The 17,552-nt window shown below is 68.4% G+C and carries 18 protein-coding genes; 6 read left to right on the forward strand and 12 right to left on the reverse strand.

Going from position 1 to position 17,552, the window contains the following annotated elements; all coding sequences use genetic code 11:
* Positions 1–449: 449 nt before the first annotated feature.
* Entirely contained in the window at positions 450–1,679 is a 1,230-nt protein-coding gene (locus GRI75_RS07605) for a S8 family serine peptidase (RefSeq protein ID WP_160746353.1), read from the reverse strand.
* 125 nt (positions 1,680–1,804) lie between these two features.
* On the opposite strand from GRI75_RS07605, the gene GRI75_RS07610 reads away from it, so the two are divergent.
* Together GRI75_RS07610 and GRI75_RS07615 are read left to right on the forward strand one after the other, a co-directional pair.
* Entirely contained in the window at positions 1,805–2,248 is a 444-nt protein-coding gene (locus tag GRI75_RS07610) for a sigma-70 family RNA polymerase sigma factor (protein WP_160746394.1), read from the forward strand.
* Complete coding sequence (locus GRI75_RS07615) at positions 2,245–2,949, forward strand: anti-sigma factor family protein (protein ID WP_160746354.1); 705 nt, start codon at positions 2,245–2,247, stop codon at positions 2,947–2,949. Before GRI75_RS07610 ends, GRI75_RS07615 begins: the two co-directional genes overlap by 4 nt.
* A gap of 6 nt (positions 2,950–2,955) precedes the next feature.
* On the opposite strand, the gene GRI75_RS07620 is transcribed toward GRI75_RS07615, so the two are convergent.
* The 4 genes from GRI75_RS07620 to GRI75_RS07635 form a co-directional block, all read right to left on the reverse strand.
* Complete coding sequence (locus GRI75_RS07620; protein WP_160746355.1) at positions 2,956–3,834, reverse strand: acyl-CoA thioesterase; 879 nt, start codon at positions 3,832–3,834, stop codon at positions 2,956–2,958.
* Positions 3,835–4,103: 269 nt separating this feature from the next.
* On the reverse strand, positions 4,104–4,985 hold the full coding sequence (locus tag GRI75_RS07625) for a cupin domain-containing protein (RefSeq protein WP_160746356.1): 882 nt from the start codon (positions 4,983–4,985) through the stop codon (positions 4,104–4,106).
* A complete protein-coding gene (locus tag GRI75_RS07630) occupies positions 4,982–6,151 on the reverse strand; it encodes a GNAT family N-acetyltransferase (protein ID WP_160746357.1) in 1,170 nt (389 codons plus the stop codon). Before GRI75_RS07630 ends, GRI75_RS07625 begins: the two co-directional genes overlap by 4 nt.
* Positions 6,152–6,302: 151 nt before the next feature.
* Positions 6,303–8,450, reverse strand: a complete 2,148-nt coding sequence (locus tag GRI75_RS07635; RefSeq protein ID WP_160746358.1) for a sodium-translocating pyrophosphatase — start codon at positions 8,448–8,450, stop codon at positions 6,303–6,305.
* A 244-nt stretch (positions 8,451–8,694) separates the two neighbouring features.
* On the opposite strand from GRI75_RS07635, the gene GRI75_RS07640 reads away from it, so the two are divergent.
* Positions 8,695–8,892 carry a hypothetical protein gene (locus tag GRI75_RS07640; RefSeq protein ID WP_160746359.1) on the forward strand — a complete coding sequence of 66 codons (198 nt, stop codon included), beginning with the start codon at positions 8,695–8,697 and terminating at the stop codon, positions 8,890–8,892.
* Entirely contained in the window at positions 8,892–9,905 is a 1,014-nt protein-coding gene (locus tag GRI75_RS07645; RefSeq protein ID WP_160746360.1) for a fatty acid desaturase, read from the forward strand. The genes GRI75_RS07640 and GRI75_RS07645 overlap by 1 nt, the downstream gene beginning before the upstream one ends.
* On the opposite strand, the gene thiL is transcribed toward GRI75_RS07645, so the two are convergent.
* From thiL to hisG, 4 genes are read right to left on the reverse strand one after another with little or no spacing between them, the layout of a single operon-like run.
* Complete coding sequence (thiL, locus tag GRI75_RS07650) at positions 9,902–10,771, reverse strand: thiamine-phosphate kinase (RefSeq protein ID WP_160746361.1); 870 nt, start codon at positions 10,769–10,771, stop codon at positions 9,902–9,904. The genes GRI75_RS07645 and thiL overlap by 4 nt on opposite strands.
* Positions 10,768–11,214, reverse strand: a complete 447-nt coding sequence (gene nusB / locus GRI75_RS07655; RefSeq protein WP_160746362.1) for a transcription antitermination factor NusB — start codon at positions 11,212–11,214, stop codon at positions 10,768–10,770. Before nusB ends, thiL begins: the two co-directional genes overlap by 4 nt.
* A complete protein-coding gene (gene hisD, locus GRI75_RS07660) occupies positions 11,211–12,500 on the reverse strand; it encodes a histidinol dehydrogenase (protein ID WP_160746363.1) in 1,290 nt (429 codons plus the stop codon). Before hisD ends, nusB begins: the two co-directional genes overlap by 4 nt.
* A complete protein-coding gene (gene hisG / locus GRI75_RS07665; RefSeq protein WP_160746364.1) occupies positions 12,500–13,156 on the reverse strand; it encodes an ATP phosphoribosyltransferase in 657 nt (218 codons plus the stop codon). The genes hisD and hisG overlap by 1 nt, the downstream gene beginning before the upstream one ends.
* Positions 13,157–13,199: 43 nt before the next feature.
* Here hisG and GRI75_RS07670 point away from each other — a divergent pair, with 43 nt between their 5' ends.
* Entirely contained in the window at positions 13,200–14,264 is a 1,065-nt protein-coding gene (locus GRI75_RS07670) for a DUF2332 domain-containing protein (protein ID WP_160746365.1), read from the forward strand.
* Between the two features lie 142 nt (positions 14,265–14,406).
* Here the strand turns inward: GRI75_RS07670 and GRI75_RS07675 are convergent, their stop codons facing one another.
* From GRI75_RS07675 to GRI75_RS07685, 3 genes are read right to left on the reverse strand one after another with little or no spacing between them, the layout of a single operon-like run.
* On the reverse strand, positions 14,407–15,291 hold the full coding sequence (locus GRI75_RS07675) for a pirin family protein (protein ID WP_160746366.1): 885 nt from the start codon (positions 15,289–15,291) through the stop codon (positions 14,407–14,409).
* Positions 15,288–15,995: a glutathione S-transferase gene (locus GRI75_RS07680; protein ID WP_160746367.1), complete on the reverse strand. Its 708-nt coding sequence runs from the start codon at positions 15,993–15,995 to the stop codon at positions 15,288–15,290. The genes GRI75_RS07675 and GRI75_RS07680 overlap by 4 nt, the downstream gene beginning before the upstream one ends.
* Positions 15,992–16,270 carry a BolA family protein gene (locus GRI75_RS07685; protein ID WP_160746368.1) on the reverse strand — a complete coding sequence of 93 codons (279 nt, stop codon included), beginning with the start codon at positions 16,268–16,270 and terminating at the stop codon, positions 15,992–15,994. Before GRI75_RS07685 ends, GRI75_RS07680 begins: the two co-directional genes overlap by 4 nt.
* A gap of 52 nt (positions 16,271–16,322) precedes the next feature.
* Here GRI75_RS07685 and GRI75_RS07690 point away from each other — a divergent pair, with 52 nt between their 5' ends.
* A complete protein-coding gene (locus GRI75_RS07690; protein ID WP_160746369.1) occupies positions 16,323–16,919 on the forward strand; it encodes a J domain-containing protein in 597 nt (198 codons plus the stop codon).
* Positions 16,920–17,552 lie beyond the last annotated feature (633 nt).

Below are 17,552 nucleotides of genomic sequence, written 5' to 3' on the forward strand. Positions count from 1 at the left end.
TGAAGGCCGGTCGATTGCGCCGGCTCATGAAGGAAACGGACCGGGTTCGCGGTTTAATTCATGGCACCTGCGATTTTTTTAGATCGCGCGCTTCTGCATTCGAGTGTGGCGAGGTTTCGCGTGCCGTTCGATGCGCTCGCAGAGGCGCGGAGGCGCAGAGGTATTTAGTTCACGCAAAGACGCGAAGGCGCAAAGAGGGCGCCCGCAGGGGGCTCGGAATTCCAAGGTCAGACCGTGTTTGGGGCGGCTTCGCCGCAGGGTCTTAGCGCCTTTGCGCCTTTGCGTGAAAAAACTCTGCGCCTCCACCACCCCCAACCCCCTCCTCTGAAGAGGAGGGGGCTCTTTCCGCCCCTCCTCTTCAGAGGAGGGGCGGCGAGACTTGGCGAGCCGGAGGCGAGCCTAGTCGCAGCGGGGTGGTGCTGCAGCAAAGCGCGGCGCCTGACGGAACCTCACCGCCGCGCGCAGCCGCCGCAAACCAGGCCGCGGCCGTAGGTGTCGTCTGGTCCGCGCGGTCCGAGGTCCTCGGCTTCGCGGTTGAGCTTCGCCAGGGGGGCGGAGCCCGTCTGCAGGGCTGCCGCGACGCGGGCGGCGACGAAGGGGGTCGCGAACGATGTGCCGCGGACCTTGATCCACTGGCCCTTGGCATTGGCGGCGCGCATGTCGGCGGCCGGGGCCGCGTAGTCGAGGTGGAGCGCGCGGCCGGCCTCGATCAGCGCGCGCTTGCGTCCGTCGACCCCGGTCACGGCGACCACGCCGGCATAAGAGGCGGGATATGCGGGCGGCGCTGCGGGCCCGTCGTTGCCGACCGCCGCCACCACCATCACCCCGCGCTGGCGCGCCGCGGCGATGGCTTTTTCGAGCACGGAGTTGCGCGGGCCGACCAGGCTGATCGAAACGACTTTCGCCCCGTCGCCGATCAGCCAGGAGAGAGCTCGGGCAATGGCCAGGGCATTCCCGCCCGCTTTGTCTGTGCCATAGACATCGGCCACGCGAATATCGCGCACGCCGCTCTGACGCAGCAGCGAGGCGACGGCGCTGCCGTGGTTGCTCGCCCGCGGCGCGCCTTTGGCGAACCCGCGCGTGGCAGTGACGGCAACCGCCGTGCTAGGCGCGCCGTCGATCATGCCGACCGGGGTGGCGATCGTCGCACCCCCCGAAGCGGCCTGCGCCGCGACGGAGCCGACCGCGCTGCCGCTCTGGAAGTGGAGGTTGTCGGCTGAAACTTGCGCTCCGGGGACGCGCTCGGCCAGCAGGCGCTGTCCTTCGGCGAGCGACATTCCCTTGGGCAATGTGAGCCGTACGACGGTGATGCCGAGCGCGCCGAGCTGCTCGGATTCGGCCACGCCGAGCCCGGTCGTGCGGATCAGGGCAAGATCGGCGGGGGAGGGATCGAGCACCAGCAGCTCGCCCCGCCGCGCGGGTTCGCCCTGGATATCCACTTCGATGATGTCGCGGTTGCTACGGATCAGGCGTGTGAGGCGGTCTGTCCGCTCCTCCAGCAGGCGCGTGGCCGTCCGCACGAGCGGCTCGGTCGTCTCCTCGAGCGTGCGAAGCAGCGGCTCCGTCGGCAGCCCCATGCCGGGCAGGTTGACACCGGGGATTCCGGGCACGAGCTGGGCCGCCGCCGGAGCGGTCGCCAGGGCGGCGACAAGGGCAATGATGGTACGCCAGCGGTGCATCTGTCCAACTCTGATGTTTTTGCATTAAGCAGGGATGAAACGTACGGCCACGTCCGTTTCATCCATGGAAGGCTGCGAAACTGGCCGAAAGCTTTGAAGATCGGGTGCTGGCACTGCTGCCGCGAATGCGGCGCTTCGCCATCGGACTGTCGCGCAGCGCCGCTGACGGCGACGACTTGTGCCAGGCGACCATAGAGCGGGCGCTGGTCAATCGCGGCAAGTGGCAGGAAGGCACACGCCTGGATAGTTGGATGTACACGATGATGCGCAACATTTGGATCGACGAGCAAAGGGCCCGCAACCGGCGCGGCCAGACGTTCGTCGCCGAAGAGGGCGGGCTCTCCGTCGGCGCAGAGGGTGCACAGGAATCCGCCGTCGAGCTGGGCAACGTGGGCCGCGCGATGGCCCGCCTGCCCGACGAGCAGCGCGAAGCCGTGCTGCTCGTGATGGTCGAAGGCTATGCCTACAAGGAAGCCGCCGAAATCATCGGCTGCCCGGTCGGTACACTGAACTCGCGATTGGTGCGCGGACGCGACGCGCTGCTCGAACTCCTGGGAGAAGCTCCATGAGCGTCACGTCCGAAGAACTGGCCGCCTATGCCGACGGGGAGCTCGATCCCGCTCGCCGCGAGGAAGTGCGGGCCCAGGTCGAAGCCGATCCTACGCTCGCCGCCCAGGTAGCGGCCCATGCAGCCCTGAAGCAGAAGCTGGCGGCCCATTTCGCGCCGATCCTTGAAGCGCCGGTGCCCGATCGCCTTACCGAACTGCTGCGCACGAGGCAGCCCGCTCCGGTGGCCGAATTTGCCGCCGCGCGCGAGAAGCGCGATGCGCGGCGCGCGCTTTCGAGCGTGCGCTGGGGCTGGGTTGCGGGGCCGGCGCTTGCCGCTTCGCTCGCGCTGGCGGTGTTCCTGCCGCGCGGCGGTGAGGTGCCCGAAGGCTATGCCGGGGAGCAGCTTGCCTCAGCTCTCGAACAGCAGCTCGTTTCCGCGCAGCCGGCCGGCGCCGACACCCGCATCCTGCTCAGCTTCCGCAACGATGACGGCCAGTTCTGCCGAGCCTTTGCAGGCGAAGCGCAGAGCGGCATCGCCTGTCGCGATCGCGAGGGCTGGCGCCTGCACACCACGGGCGCAGGGGCTTCGGCGCAGCAGAGCGACTACCGCATGGCCGGCGCCGACGCCGGCAGCATCCTCGCACAAGCGCAGGAACTGGCCGCAGGACCCGCGCTCACGGCCGAGGAAGAAGCCGCGGCGCGCGAGCAAGGCTGGCGCTGACCGGTTCTACCGCTTCACCGGGCGGAACATGCCTTCCTGTGCCACGCTGGCCACCAATCGTCCGTCGCGGGTGAAGATCCGCCCGTGGTTCAGCCCGCGGGCGCGGCCGCTCCAGGTCGAATCCATCGCGTAGAGCAGCCAGTCGTCGGTGCGGGCGTCCTCATGGAACCAGACCGCATGGTCCAGGCTCGCGACCGTCACGTCGCCGCGCGCGAAGGCCAGTCCATGCGGCAACAGGGCCGTGCCCATCAGGCGCATGTCGCTCCAGTAAGCGAGCACCGCGCGGTGCAGCGCCGGATCGTCCGTCAGGGGCGCGCGAACCCGGAACCACACGTGTTGCTCCGGCGGATCCGGCTCCCGGCTGAGCACCGCCAGTGGGCGTACCGCACGCATTTCGATAGCCCGCGGCCGCAAAACGATCGGCGGAGCGCTGCCCGCGATCTCCGCGCGATGGCGGTCGATCACCACGTGATCGGGCTCGAGATCTTCCGGCGGAGGCACTTGCGGCATCTCGCTCTGGTGGTGCGGTCCGACTTCCCTGCGATGGAACGAGACGGAGCAGGAGAGGATCTGCCGTTCCTGCTGCATCGCGGTGATCCGCCGGTTGGCGAAGCTGCCGCCGTCGAACGCGCGCTCCACACGGTACTCGACCGGGTGGTCCTCGCTGCCGCCGCGCAGGAAATAGGCGTGCAGGGAGTGGGCCGGGCGGTCTTCGGCAACAGTTGCCTGCGCGGCGATCAGCGCCTGCGCGATGACCTGCCCGCCGAACACGCGCCCGACCCCGTCGATCTGGCGCGGCCCTTCGAACCTGTCGCCGCTCAGTGGGGTGACATCCAGCAGGCCTAGCAATCTGGTGACGAGTTCCTCGGTGGTCGGTTCGGCCATGACCCGGCTTTGCGGGCCGCTGCCGGGCGGGTCAAGGCGGTCTGACCTGCCCACTCCTCTTAGTCCGTGCCTCTCGTCCTTCGACAGGCTCAGGACGAACGGATCGAGGGAAGGGCTCAGGGCAAGAAGCCAGCCTTGCCTCTCCGTTCGCGGTGAGCCTCCCCTCTTCGTTCGCGGTGAGCCACCCCTCTCCGTTCGTGGTGAGCCACCCCTCTCCGTTCGTGGTGAGCTTGTCGAACCACGACTGGGGGGACGTCGCGTGAAAGACCCTAATCCCTCACGCCAAGCCTGCGCAGGACCCGCCACGCATAGGCTTTCCCCAAGTTGCGGGCCGGCCAGCGGCCCGGGGGCCGCGGGCTGAGTCCGAAGCGGCGCAGCAGGCGGTTGAGCGCCCTGGCATCGGCCTCGGCGAAGCTCCACTCGCTGCGCCAGGTGATGGACAGCGAGATCGACGGCACCGGTCCGTTGCGGACGAAGTGCGGCGCCATGACCGGCACGTAGAGCGCCTTCCCCGGCTCCAGCGCGAACGCGGTGCCGCCTGCGGCCAGTTCGTCGCGCCAGACAAGCTCGCGCGGGCCGCCAGTGTGATAGCTCTCGTGCACGCTGTGCGGGGCGAAGCGCGGATCGCCGGCGGGGAAGACCGTCATTTCCTTCGATCCCACCAGCTGCAACAGGATGTTGTGCTCGGGATCGAAGTGGTAGGGGGTCACGGCGTCGGGGCTGGAGACGAAGATGAAGCCCTGCGTCTTCCGCATACTGCCTGTCCTGGCGACGATCTCGCCCTCGATCTCGTCCAGCAGCGCGGCCAGCAGAGTGGCATAGGCGGGCTGCTGCTCGATGTTCTTGAGCACGGCCCAGCTCCGCGCGCTGGCGATCGAGCGGATCGTCTCGCCGATGGTCAGGCCGTTCCCTTCGGGCTTGCCGTCTACGCCGATCGGCAGGTCCCCCCGGTTGTATTCCACCGAAGCCGGCGGAAGCGCTTCGCCCAGCGCGGCGAGGGCGTCGAGCGTCAGCAGGGGATGCTCGCGCAGACGATGATCCAGCAGGTGCGGCGCCTCGGGGTAGCTGGCAGCGAAGTGCGCGCGCGTTTCGGGCGGGAAGACGTCCGGGAACGGTCCGGCGTGTGCGATCGGGGGGAACGGGGCGTTCATGCGGGTCCTCCTGCGCGGCGGCGGGTCTCCAGGGCGGCGAGGGCGCGGAACAGCGCCCGCCGAGGCTTGCCGCCGATGGCCACGTTGATACCGGCGACGGTCCGCCTCTCCCGCCACAAGTGATCGATCATCGGGTGATCGGCGGCGGCGCAGCTGTCGCACCAGTCGATATCGTCCCGCTCCAGCAGGGCGAGGTTCTCACGCTGCAGCAGCACGCCGGGGGAGAAGCGGGCGAAATCTTCGTCGAACGCGGTCTTGTAGGAGAACGCGCCCGGCGGCGAGAGGAAAGTGGCGAGCATGGCGAGCGGGCGGCCATCAAGCCTGAGCGCGAGGCGCTCGAGCCTGTCCCGCGCCGCCGCGCCGGTGAGCGCCTGGCGGAAGAGCGCTTCGGTGGCCGGGTTGCAGGCGAGGGCGGAACCTGCCTTGCCCTTCCAGCCGGCGCGTTCGAGCGCCAGGAATTCGTCGATCCAGCGGGTCAGGTTCGCGTCGCCATGCAGGCGTTCTACTACGAGAGCGCCTTCCTCGCAGAGGCGGCGGTGCTGGCGGCGCAGTTCCTTGCGCTTTTTGCCCGGGAGCGCGGCATCGAGGTAGGCTTCGGCGGAAAGGCCGGAGGAGAGCATGGCTCGCTCTTCCTGGTGCACCAGCACCGCCTGGCGGCCCTGGCGAGTCAGCGCCATCCCGAGCGCTTCGTAGGAGGGGCCGTTGCGCGGCAGCTCGGGCAAGTGCAGGAACAGCCGGGCACCGGCGCGTTTGTCGGCCCAAGCGAACAGGGCCGGCCAGAACAGGCGTTCGCAGCCCCGCGCGACCAGGGGGGCGGCCAGGAAGCAGTTGGCATGGGTCCAGGTGCGCCAATGCGGCAGCGGATAGCCGTAGTAGTCGCGCTCGCGCCGCAGCGGCAGCAGGCCGGCCAGTTCCCCGTTTGCTTCGAGACACAGCAACTGCACCCGCCCACTCGGGTCGAGCGCGCGGAGCGAAGGGAGGAGGTACCAGCTTTCGAAGAACGGGTTCGGCTCGCCGGCCTGCTGCGCCAGTGCGTCCCAGCGGGCGGTTTGCGCCGGCGTGTCGAAGCTCCGCCAGTCGTGCGCCGTCAGGCGGACCTCAGGCGCGCGGCCGGCCGGCGCGTCGATGCGCACCGGGGCGGCTGTCGTGAGAGCTCGGCTGGCCATGCTGGCGTCATACCTCGCAGCGGCGGCGGTCGTGCCGTCGTGCGCGTCCTAGCCTCTCTCTGCCAAGGAAGGTTTAACGGCGCCGGGCGCCGGCACGAAAAAGCCCCGCCCGGCAGCGCCGGACGGGGCCAATCCGTAGTCGTTCGCTAACTCAGGCCGCGAGCGCCGCCAGCAGCAGCAGCGCGACGATGTTGGTGATCTTGATCATCGGGTTCACCGCCGGGCCGGCGGTGTCCTTGTACGGATCGCCCACCGTGTCGCCGGTCACCGCGGCCTTGTGGGCTTCGGAGCCCTTGCCGCCGTGGTGCCCGTCTTCGATGTACTTCTTGGCGTTGTCCCATGCGCCGCCGCCGGCGGTCATGGAGATCGCCACGAACAACCCGCCGACGATCACGCCGAGGAGCAGGGCGCCCAGGGCCGCGAAGCCGTTGTGCTGCCCGGCGATCAGCGTGATCACGAAGTAGACCACGATCGGCGCCAGCACCGGCAGCAGGCTGGGCACGATCATTTCCTTGATCGCCGCCTTGGTGACGAGATCGACCGTCCGCGCGTAGTTCGGACGGCTGGTCCCGGCCATGATGCCCGGATCGGCCGCGAACTGCTCGCGCACGTCCTTCACCACGTCGCCGGCCGCGCGGCCGACGGCGGTCATGCCCATCGATCCGAACAGGAACGGCAGCAGTGCGCCGAGCAGCAGCCCGACGATCACGTAGGGGTTCTCCAGGCTGAAATCGACGTCGACGTCAGGGAAGAACTCGGCGAGATCGGTGGTGTAGGCGGCGAACAGCACCAGCGCGGCGAGACCGGCGGAACCGATCGCGTAGCCCTTGGTGACCGCCTTGGTGGTGTTGCCCACGGCGTCGAGCGCATCGGTCTTCTCGCGCACGCTGTCGTCGAGCCCCGCCATTTCGGCGATGCCGCCGGCGTTGTCGGTCACCGGGCCGTAGGCATCGAGCGCCACGACCATTCCGGCCAGCGCCAGCATCGCCGTCGCCGCATAAGCGATGCCGATCAGGCCGGCTAGCTGGAAGGCGATGATGATGCCGGCGACGATCACCAGCGTCGGCAGGGCCGTCGCCTCGAGGCTGATCGCGAGACCTTGGATCACGTTGGTGCCGTGGCCGGTCTCGGAGGACTTGGCGATCGAGCGCACCGGGCGGAAGTTGGTGCCGGTGTAGTATTCGGTGATCCAGATGATCAGGCCGGTGATCACCAGGCCGAGCATCGAGCACCAGAACAGCGCCCACCCGGTGAAGCCGCCGACTTGCGCCGCCGTGCCTTCCTCCGCCAGCGGAGCCCCGACGTCGACGTTCTGCGCTTCACCGCCGATCACCGCGTTCATGTCGCCCAGGGCGAACTGGATCATGAACCATATCACCGGGATCGACAGGATCGCCGTGACCAGGAAGCCCTTGTACATGGCGCCCATGATGTTCTTGCCGCCTCCCAGGCGGACGAAGTACGTGCCGATGATCGAAGTGACGATGCAGCCGCCGCCGATCAGCAGCGGAAGGCTCATCATCGGCAGCAGCAGGTCGCCGAGGCCGGTGAACAGCAGCGCGGTCAGCACCATGGTGGCTCCGACGGTCACGACGTAGGTCTCGAACAAGTCGGCCGCCATGCCTGCACAGTCGCCGACATTGTCACCGACGTTGTCGGCGATCACGGCCGGGTTGCGGGGGTCGTCCTCCGGGATTCCGGCTTCGACTTTGCCTACGAGGTCGGCGCCGACGTCAGCCGCCTTGGTGAAGATCCCGCCGCCGAGACGGGCGAAGATCGAGATGAGGGAAGCACCGAAGGCGAGGGCGACGAGCGCATCGATCACCGTGCGGTCGTTCGCCGGCAGGTCCATCGGACCCGTGAGGACGTAGAAGAACACCGCAATCGCGAGCAGGGCGAGGCCCGCCACCAGCATGCCGGTGATGGCGCCGGCGCGGAAGGCGATCGTCAGGCCCTGCTGCAGCCCGACTTGCGCCGCGGCCGCTGTGCGCACGTTGGAGCGGACCGAGATGTTCATGCCGATGAACCCGGCAACGCCCGACAGGATCGCGCCGAGCACGAACCCGGTCGCAGAGATGGCGCCGAGGAAGTAGGCCACGATCACCGCGACCACCACGCCGACGATAGCGATCGTGGTATATTGCCGCTTGAGGTAGGCTTGCGCGCCCTCCTGGATGGCCCCGGCGATTTCCTGCATCCGGGCGCTTCCGGCGTTCGCGCCGAGAACCTGTCGGCTGGTGACGAAGCCATAGACGATGGCAAGCAGTCCCAGCGAGATTGCGATGATTACGAGGTCCATATGCGACCTTCCCCCTCTCTCTCCCAAAGAAAGCCGTGGTCACGGGGAGCCCCCGTAACCGCAGGCTGGGCGAATGGCTAAAGGGCGGCGGGGGCGGGTGCAAGTCCCTTGCGCCGGGACAGAGTAACTGCCGCCTGTCTCGCGACCGGGGAGCGGCTGGCCGAATAGCCACGCTCCGTTCCGATTTGTGACACGTGAGTTCAGGTTCTTGCAGTGCAGCATGGTTTAATTTAGATTAACCAAGATGGGCGCGGTGGTAATCAAGAAGCTTTTGATATGGATGCCATTCCTCTTCGGAATCGGCTTCATCGCGCCGTTGACGGCGCAACTCATGACCGCCTGGGACGTGCAACCGCCGCTCGGGCTCTCGCCGATCGCCTTCGGGCTGATCTTCGGCGGGCTCTGGGGGCTCTACGCCAACATCGGCGGTCGCTGGCTGTGATGGACCGCCCGGTGGACGGCCTGGCGCAGGGGGATGCGCGCGAGACTTTCGCCGCGGTCGGCGAAGCCGCGCTGATCGAAGGCCGCAGCGAAGGCGGCGCGGCGGAGCGGACGGCCTTCCCGCTGCCGAAGGGCGACGGGCTGGACAAGCACACGCGCGTGCAGCTGCTGAAGGAAGAGCGGGCGATTGCCGCCAAGTACATGTCCGATCCGCGCAAGATGCGGATCTACACGGTCGTCACGCTGACCTGCTTCGCGATGTGGCTGGCCTTCTTCCCGCTGACGATGCTCGACGTCGTGCCGCTGTGGCCGTGCTTCGTGCTGAGCTGCATTTTCGCGGCGGGCGGCTACATCACCAGCCACGAAGCGATGCACGACAACATCGGTCGCCGCGGGACGAAGTATCGCTTCTGGAACGAACTCGTCGGCGAAGTCAGCACGATCATCCTGATCTTCCCGTTCTCGATGGCGCGGATGATGCACTTGCATCACCACTATCACTGCAATCACCCGGAGAACGATCCGGACTACACCGATTCCGCCAGCGGTCCTCTCGCGGCCTGGGTCAAGACCTGGCTCAATCGCCAGCCGGGCGCGGACGGTTCGATCCACCACTACAAGCGCGTGCTCCAGCGGATCGGCACCCCGGCTGCCGCGAAGGCGCTGCGCGATACGGCCTACCTGCAGCTGTTCGCGATGTTCTTCATGTTCGCGATGTGCTGGACGGGATATGCGTTCGAAGCGGCCCTGCTGTGGTGGCTGCCCCGGCACATCGGCCTCAGCTACATCCGCTACTGGCTCAGCTGGGCGCCGCACCATCCGCGCGAGGGCCGCGACCGCTACAGCAACACGCGGGTGTTCAGGACGGTCTTCGGCCACTGGCTGTCGATGGGCATGCAGTACCACGTCGTGCACCACCTCTACCCGGGCATCCCCAACCACGCGACCAAGCCCGCGTACTACGAGCTCAAGCCGATCCTGCAGAAGCGCGGAGTGGACTGCTCGGCCCTTTAGCCGTGCTCGTAGCCGAGTGAGCCCTCCGGCGGCTCACCATCTAGCAGCAGCGGCGCTTCGCCCTGCGGGAGGACTTCGCCGATCCGCCAAGCTTCGAACGGTGGCTCCACACCGGCGGGCAGGGTAGCGAGCAGTTCGTAGTCGTCGCCCCAGCGCAGCGCATCGGCTCGGCGCGCTTCGGGTGCGGCGATCGGAACGGCGGCGCTGTCGATTGCAAAGGTGACGCCGCTTGCTTCGGCCATGCGCGACGCGTCGAGCAGCAGGCCGTCGGACACGTCCATCATTGCGCTGGCCAGAGGCGCCAGAGCTTCGCCCTCGGCGAGGCGCGGGGCAGGGCGGCGGTAAGCGGTGCTGTCGCCGCCGGTACGGTCGCGCAGCCCTTCGAAGCCGATCATTGCTGCGCCGACCGGCCCCGTGATCCATACGGCGTCGCCAGGCTGGGCACCCGCTCGCGAAGGCACGGGACGGTAGGTCGCACGGCCCACCGCGGTCAGACCCCAGCTTCGCGGCGCCTGGCCCGAGACGGTATCTCCGCCGAGCAGTGGAACGCCGTAGCGCGAGAGCACCTCGCCGAGCCCCTCGGCGAAGCGCGCATCATCTCCACCGAGCATGTGCCCGACCAGCACCCCCAGCGGCCGCGCACCTTTGGCCGCCAGATCGCTGAGGTTGCAGGCCACGAGCTTCCAAGCCACGTCCGCCGGATCCGCGCCCATCGGCACGTGGACGCCTTCGACCAGCATGTCGTGCGTCAGCACCAGCGTCTCTCCGCCGATCTCGAGGACCGCGCAGTCGTCCACCAGCCCGCGCGCGGCGGGGTCGCTTGCCAGTGCTTTGAGGGAATCGACGAAGGCGCGCTCGGCGCTCACCGCACGGCTTTCGCCACCGCGTCGAGCACTCCGTTGACGAACTTCGCCTCGCGCTCGTCGAAGAACGCATGGGCCACGTCGATGTATTCGCTGATCGCCGTGCCGACCGGAATGTCCGGCCGGGCGAGCAGCTCGTAGGCCCCGGCGCGCAGGATCTGCACCATGGTCTTGTCGAGCCGGGCGATGGTCCAGCCCTCCGCCAGGCGCTCGGTCAGCAGCGTGTCGATCTCGTCGCGCCGGGCGATCGTGCCGCTGACCACGTCGTCGAAGAAGTCGACGTCGGCCTCGGCGTACTGATCGTCCTCGATCTCGCGGCCCAGGCGGTGCTGGTGGAACTCGTTCAGCAGCCGAGCGGGAGCGGTCCCCTCCATCTGGTGCTGGTACAGCGCCTGCACGGCGGCAAGCCGCGCGGCGGAGCGGGGGAGGGAACGGGCATTGCTCATGACAGGCGTACTTTCACCGAATGGGCGTGGGCGGGCAGGCCTTCGGCTTCGGCCAGGGCGATCGCCGCCGGTCCGATCTTGCCGAGCGCCGCGCGGTCCATCGAAATGAAGCTGGTCCGCTTCATGAAGTCGAGCACGGAGAGGCCACTGGCGAAGCGGGCGCGGCGGCCCGTGGGTAGCACGTGGTTGGGCCCGGCGACGTAATCGCCGACCGCCTCGGGCGTATAGCGGCCGAGGAACACACTGCCGGCATGGCGCAGCTCCGCGAACATCGCTTCGGGATCGTCGATCGCCAGCTCCACGTGCTCGGCGGCGAGGCGGTTGGCGAGGGCGGGGGCTTCGGCGAAGTCCGATACGATCAGCATGACGCCGTGATCGTCCCAGCTCTTCCGCGCGGTCCGCTGCGTCGAGAGCATCGAGCACTGCACGTCAATCCGGTCCTCGACCTGCTCCGCAAAAGCCGGATCGTCGGTGATGAGAATCGACTGCGAGGTCGGGTCGTGCTCGGCCTGGCTCAGCAGGTCGGCGGCGATCCAGTCGGGGTCGTTCTTGCTGTCGGCGATGACGAGGATCTCGCTCGGCCCGGCGACCATGTCGATGCCGACCACGCCATAAAGCTGCCGCTTGGCTTCCGCCACATAGGCGTTGCCCGGGCCGGTGATCACGTCGACCGGCTTGATCCGCCGCGTGCCGTAAGCCAGCGCGCCGATCGCCTGGGCGCCGCCGACCCGCCAGATCTCCTCGATCCCGACGAGGTGAGCGGCGGCCAGGACCAGCGGGTTGACCGCACCCTTGGGCGTCGGTGTCACGACCGCCAGCCGCTCGACCCCGGCGACCTTTGCGGGAATGGCGTTCATCAACAGCGAAGAAGGATAGGCCGCCCGCCCGCCGGGAACGTAGAGCCCCGCGGCGTCGACCGCCCGCCATCGGGCGCCGAGGCGCACGCCGGCCGTGTCGGTGAAGTCGCGGTCGCCCGGCAACTGGTCGGTGTGATAGGCGCGGATGCGGTCGGCCGCGAGTTCGAGCGCCTCGCGCAGCACCGGATCGAGCGCGGCGAAGGCGGCGTGGCACGCTTCCGGGCCGATGCGCCAGCTCTCGTCGTCGGTCAGGTGGTACCCGTCGTAGCGCGCGGTCATTTCCGCCAGCGCCTCGTCGCCGCGGTCGCGCACTTTGGTCAGGATCTCGCTCACGGTGCGCGCGGTGTCGGCCCCGCTTTCGCGCCGGCCGTTCACGACGCGGGCGAACTTCGCCTCGAAATCGGTGTCGCTGGTCTTCAGCGTAAGCATCAGGCGGCTTCCTGCGCGGTGAGGGCGCGGAACGTCTCCACCAGCGCGGCGACCCGCGGATCGGTCTTGAGCGCGGCGCGGTTGACGATCAGCCGGGCCGAAACCTGCATGATCGTGCCGGTCTCCACCAGGCCGTTGTCCTTCAGCGTGCGCCCGCTGGAGACGAGGTCGACGATCTGCCCGGCCAGGCCGAGGCTCGGCGCGAGTTCCATCGCGCCGTTGAGCTTGATGCACTCGGCCTGCACGCCCTGCTGCTCGAACCAGCGGTGGGTGATGTTCGGGTACTTGGTCGCCACGCGGATGTGGCTTGCCTTGCTGGCCTGACCGGCGCTTGCATCCTGCGGCACAGCGACCGAAAGGCGGCAGTGCCCGATGTCGAGGTCCACCGGGGCGTAAAGCTCCGAAAAGTCGAACTCCTCGATCACGTCGGAGCCGACGATCCCGGCCTGCGCCGCGCCGAAGGCGACGAACGTCGCCACATCGAACGCGCGCACGCGGATGATCCGCATGTCGCTGCGCTCACAGGCGAAGCTGAGCGAGCGGTTGCCCTTGTCGTGAAAGGCGCTTTCCGGCACGAGACCGGCGCGCGCCATCACCGGCAGCGCCTCGTCGAGAATGCGGCCTTTGGGCACGGCGAAGGTCAGCGGTTCGGACATAGCGGCGCGCATGTAGAGGGCGGCCGGGGAAAGGGCAACGCATATGGCCGAAACGGGTGTGATGGAGATCGCGGACGTGCGCGAAGCGATCGAGTGGCAGGCGCAGCATGCCGAGCAGGCTTTCGCCCCATGCACCGCCCGCGTGATCCGCGCCGAATTGGCGATCCTGGACACCGACACCGCGACCGGCAGGCGGATGACCCACTGGCACGGGCTGTCGCTGGCCGATGCCCTGCCGCTGCGCGTCGCCGGAGGGCTGCACTGGCTCTACCTCGCTGGAGAGGACCGGCGGCTGGAGCCAGTCTATGCCGGGCTGCTTACGGATCAGAACGCGATCGACGCTATCGTCGCGGACATGGCGGTGCGGTTCGATGCCCGACTCCTCGCCTGGCTCGACGGGCCGCCGCAGACCAACGAAGCGGGGCGCTCCGCCGGCATCATGGCGGGGCTGCTGTGGCTGTCGCAGCGGCTTGGTCCCAGGTTTGAACTGAACGAGATCGGCGCCAGCGCGGGCGTGAACACGATGATGGGCCGCTACTTCTACGACCTCGGCGGAGTGACAGCCGGGCCGAGCCTGTCGCGCATGAAGATCGTGCCCGAGTGGCGCGGCCCGCCGCCGCCCCACGCAAAGGTCGAGATCGTGGCAGTGCGCGGCTGCGACGTCGCCCCCGTCGACCTGACCGACCCGGATGAGGCGCTGCGGCTGAAAGCCTACGTCTGGGCCGACGCCCGCGAGCGCATGGCGCGGCTCGACACCGCCATCGCCATGGCCGAGCGCGTGCCGCCGGAACTGGTGCAGATGGACGCCGCCGATTTCGTCCGCGAGATGCTCGCCGCGCCGCAGGAAGCAGGCGTCACCCGCGCCCTTTTCCACACCGTGATGTGGCAATACCTGCCGGCTGAAACGCAGCAGGCGATCACCGCAATGATGGAGGAAGCCGGCGCCCGCGCCACCCTCGAACGGCCGCTTGCCTGGCTGGCGCTGGAGACCAACCGCCAGACTTTCCGCCACGAACTGCGCGTCCGCTACTGGCCCGGCGGCGAAGAGGCGGCGCACCTCGCCGAAGCCCACCCGCATGGCGCCTGGGTGGAGTGGTTTGGGAAGTGATCGCCAATCCTCCCCCTCTGGGGGAGGTGGCATCGCGTAGCGATGACGGAGGGGGCGCGGCCTGGCTAAGCCGTTCATCCAAGCGGCGCCCCCTCCGTCAGCCGCCTTCGGCGTCTGCCACCTCCCCCAGGGGGGGGAGGACTTATGGATAGCTGACCGTCTTCGGCCGCTCCGGCAAGGGAATGAACTCCTCCTCGTCCCCCGGCACTTTGGCGAAGCGGCCAGCTTTCCAGTCTTCCTTCGCCTGCTCGATCCGCTCGCGGCTGGAGCTGACGAAGTTCCAGTAGACGTAGCGATGGCTGGTGAACGCCTCGCCGCCCAGCAGCATGACTTTGCCGCCCCCGGCCGAGCGCAGCACCATCGCTTCGCCCGGCTTCAGCAGAAGCAGCGCGTAGAGCGGCAGTGGCTCGCCGTCGATGCTGGCGTCCCCGGCCACGAGCATGACGGCGCGCTCGTCCGCCTCGGCATCGATCGGGATCGCGCCGTTCGGGCTGAGGTTGATTTCGGCATAGATCGTGTCGGCATAGCAGGTCGTCGGCGCGCGCCGGCCCCATAGCGATCCCATGATCACGCGAGCGGAAGCGCCGCTGTCCTCGACCATGGGCAGGTCGCTGACCGCTTCGAACGCCGGGTCGATGTCCTCGCGCCCATCCGGCAGGGCGAGCCAGGTCTGCATGCCGTACATCGCCGCGCCGCCCTCGCGCTCGCTCTGCGGGCTGCGCTCCGAATGGACGATGCCGGTGCCCGCCGTCATCAGGTTCACCGTGCCGGGGCGAATGGTCGAGTGGGTGCCGAGGCTGTCGCGGTGGTCGATCGCCCCATCGAACAGCCAGGTCACGGTGGCGAGGTTGATGTGCGGGTGCGGCCGCACGTCCATGCCATGGCCAGCCTCCAGCCGCGCCGGGCCGAACTGATCGACGAACACGAAAGGGCCGACCATTCGGCACTCGGCGCTCGGCACCGCGCGGCGGACCTGGAAACCTCCGAGATCGTGGGTCACCGGCGTGACGGTCTTGAGGATGGTCATTGCTCGTCCAGCTCCTCGTAGTGGCGGAAGATGCCGTCCTGGTTGAACTCCATCCGCCGCTCGCTGGCAAGGTAGGCCGCGACGCCGTCGATATCCGGCACCGCCGTCTGCAGCCCCTCCAGATGCGGCCAGGTGCCCTGCATCCGCCGCATCAGGTTGGGGAACGCATAATCCAGCCCTTCCATGACCTGGAACAGGCTGGTGTCGACATGGCTCCACTGGTCGCCGAGCAGGAATGGCCCACCGTTCGTCGCCACCGCGTTGTCGAAGTGGATCAGGTACTTGGGCAGGCGATTGGCGCGAAAGTCCTCCGCCCGTTCGAAGGCCGCTTCCATCTGCTCGCTGTAGTACTTGCTGCTGGCGATCGGATGATGGACCGAATGCACCTCCTCGACGAAATCGGCGATGTCGAGCTGGAGCTGCACGAGGCCGAGGTCGGTCGCCAGGTCGCCGGTGCCGAGGCCCTCCTTGTCGGAGAGATAGGTCAGGATCAGCGCGGTCTGGCCGATCACCACGTCGTCGTCGACCAGGTAGGGAGGGGCGAAGGGCCGCACGCCCTCGCGCGCGTGGAGGTCTTCCACCAGCGCATCGGCGCTCTCCTCGCGGGCCATGTCCTCGTACTCGAGCTCGGCCGCTTCCATGAACAGGCGCACGAACTCGCCGCGGCCGGGGATCGTCGGCCAGTACCAGAGCTGGTAGCTCACTGCCCCTCTCCGGGGGCAGTGGCGCGCACGGCCAGCGCGTGGACGCGCTGGCCGGGAATGTCGCCGAGAGCGCGGTTGACCATGCGCTGGCGCTCCAGGCGGCTCTTGCCGGTGAAAGCCTCGCTTTCGATCACCACGGTGAAGTGCGATTCGCCGCTGCCGTCGTCGCCGGCGTGGCCGTGATGCTTCGCCGTGTCGTTGATGACGTCGAGCCGCGTCGGCGCGAAAGCCTCGCGCAGCAGGGTTTCGATCTCGCGTGCAGCCGGTCCGGTCATTCGAGTTCCTCGGGGGTTTTCAACGGGGGGATTCGTCCCCATCCTAATGGCGGTGAAACAACAGAAGTTCCATGGCCGATACGAAGGCGAAGGGCGGGAGTGCCAGGCGCCGAATTGCCGCGAAGCCGGCGAATTCCGCGCGCCCGGACACCGCGGCCCCGGCGCCGACGGGCCGGGAGACTGGCGCTGGTTCTGCCTCGATCACGTCCGCGAATTCAACGCCGGTTACGACTGGTTCGCCGGGATGAGCGCCGAGGAGATCCTCGAAGCGCAGTCCCCGATCAACGGCTGGCGCACCGAAACCCGCGCCTTCCGCGCCGACGCCGCGGTGGACGGGATCCCGCGCTGGGCCGATTTCGACGATCCGCTCGACGCGATCGGCGCGCGCGCCCGCAACATCCGCAGCCGTGCTGCCGGACGGAAGGAGCATCCCGGCGCGGCAGCGCGGTTCACGTCGCGCGAACGCGAGGCGCTCGGCGTGATGGGCCTCGATCCGCAGGCGGACCGCCAGCGCCTGCGCAAGCGCTACTCCGAACTGGTCCGCCGCTACCACCCCGACCGCAATGGCGGCGACCGCAGCCACGAAGGCCGCCTCCAGCGCGTCGTCGAAGCCTACAAACTCCTAAGCCGCGCGGCGGCGTTCGCCTGAACGGCGGTAAGATCGATCCTCCCCGTTCCGGGGAGGAATTTTTTTGTCACGCAAAGGCGCAAAGGCGCGAAGGGGTTTTGGCTGGCCCTTCGTGGCTTCGTGTGATCGAAAATCCTCCCTGTTCGGCGCAGCCGAATGGGGAGGGGGACCGCGACACCGAAGGTGTCGTGGTGGAGGGGTAAGGCGCACCGGACCCCTCCGTCAGACGCCTGACGGCGTCTGCCACCTCCCCATTCCCGCTGCGCGGAAACGGGGAGGATTTTTGGATCTCACGCGAAGGCGCGAAGAGATGGTGCCGGTTCCTTCGTCGCCACCGAAGGGGGCTCACGCGAAGCCACGAAGACACGAAGATGTCCCGCCGGGCCGCCAAATCCTCCCCGGGACGGGGAGGTGGCGCCGGCCGGAGGCCGGTGACGGAGGGGGCCCGCCTCCTAGTGCAGCGCTGGCGGCGAGCCCCCTCCACCACCCGCTGCGCGGGCGGTCCCCCTCCCCGTGCCGGGGAGGAATTTTTTTGTCAGGCAAAGGCGCGAGGACGCGAAGGGGTGATGGCTGGCCGTTCGTGGCTTCGTGTGATCGAAAATCCTCCCTGTTCGGCGCAGCCGAATGGGGAGGGGGACCGCGACACCGAAGGTG

The organism is Croceibacterium soli (assembly GCF_009828065.1).
GTDB classification, from domain to species: Bacteria; Pseudomonadota; Alphaproteobacteria; order Sphingomonadales; family Sphingomonadaceae; genus Croceibacterium_B; species Croceibacterium_B soli.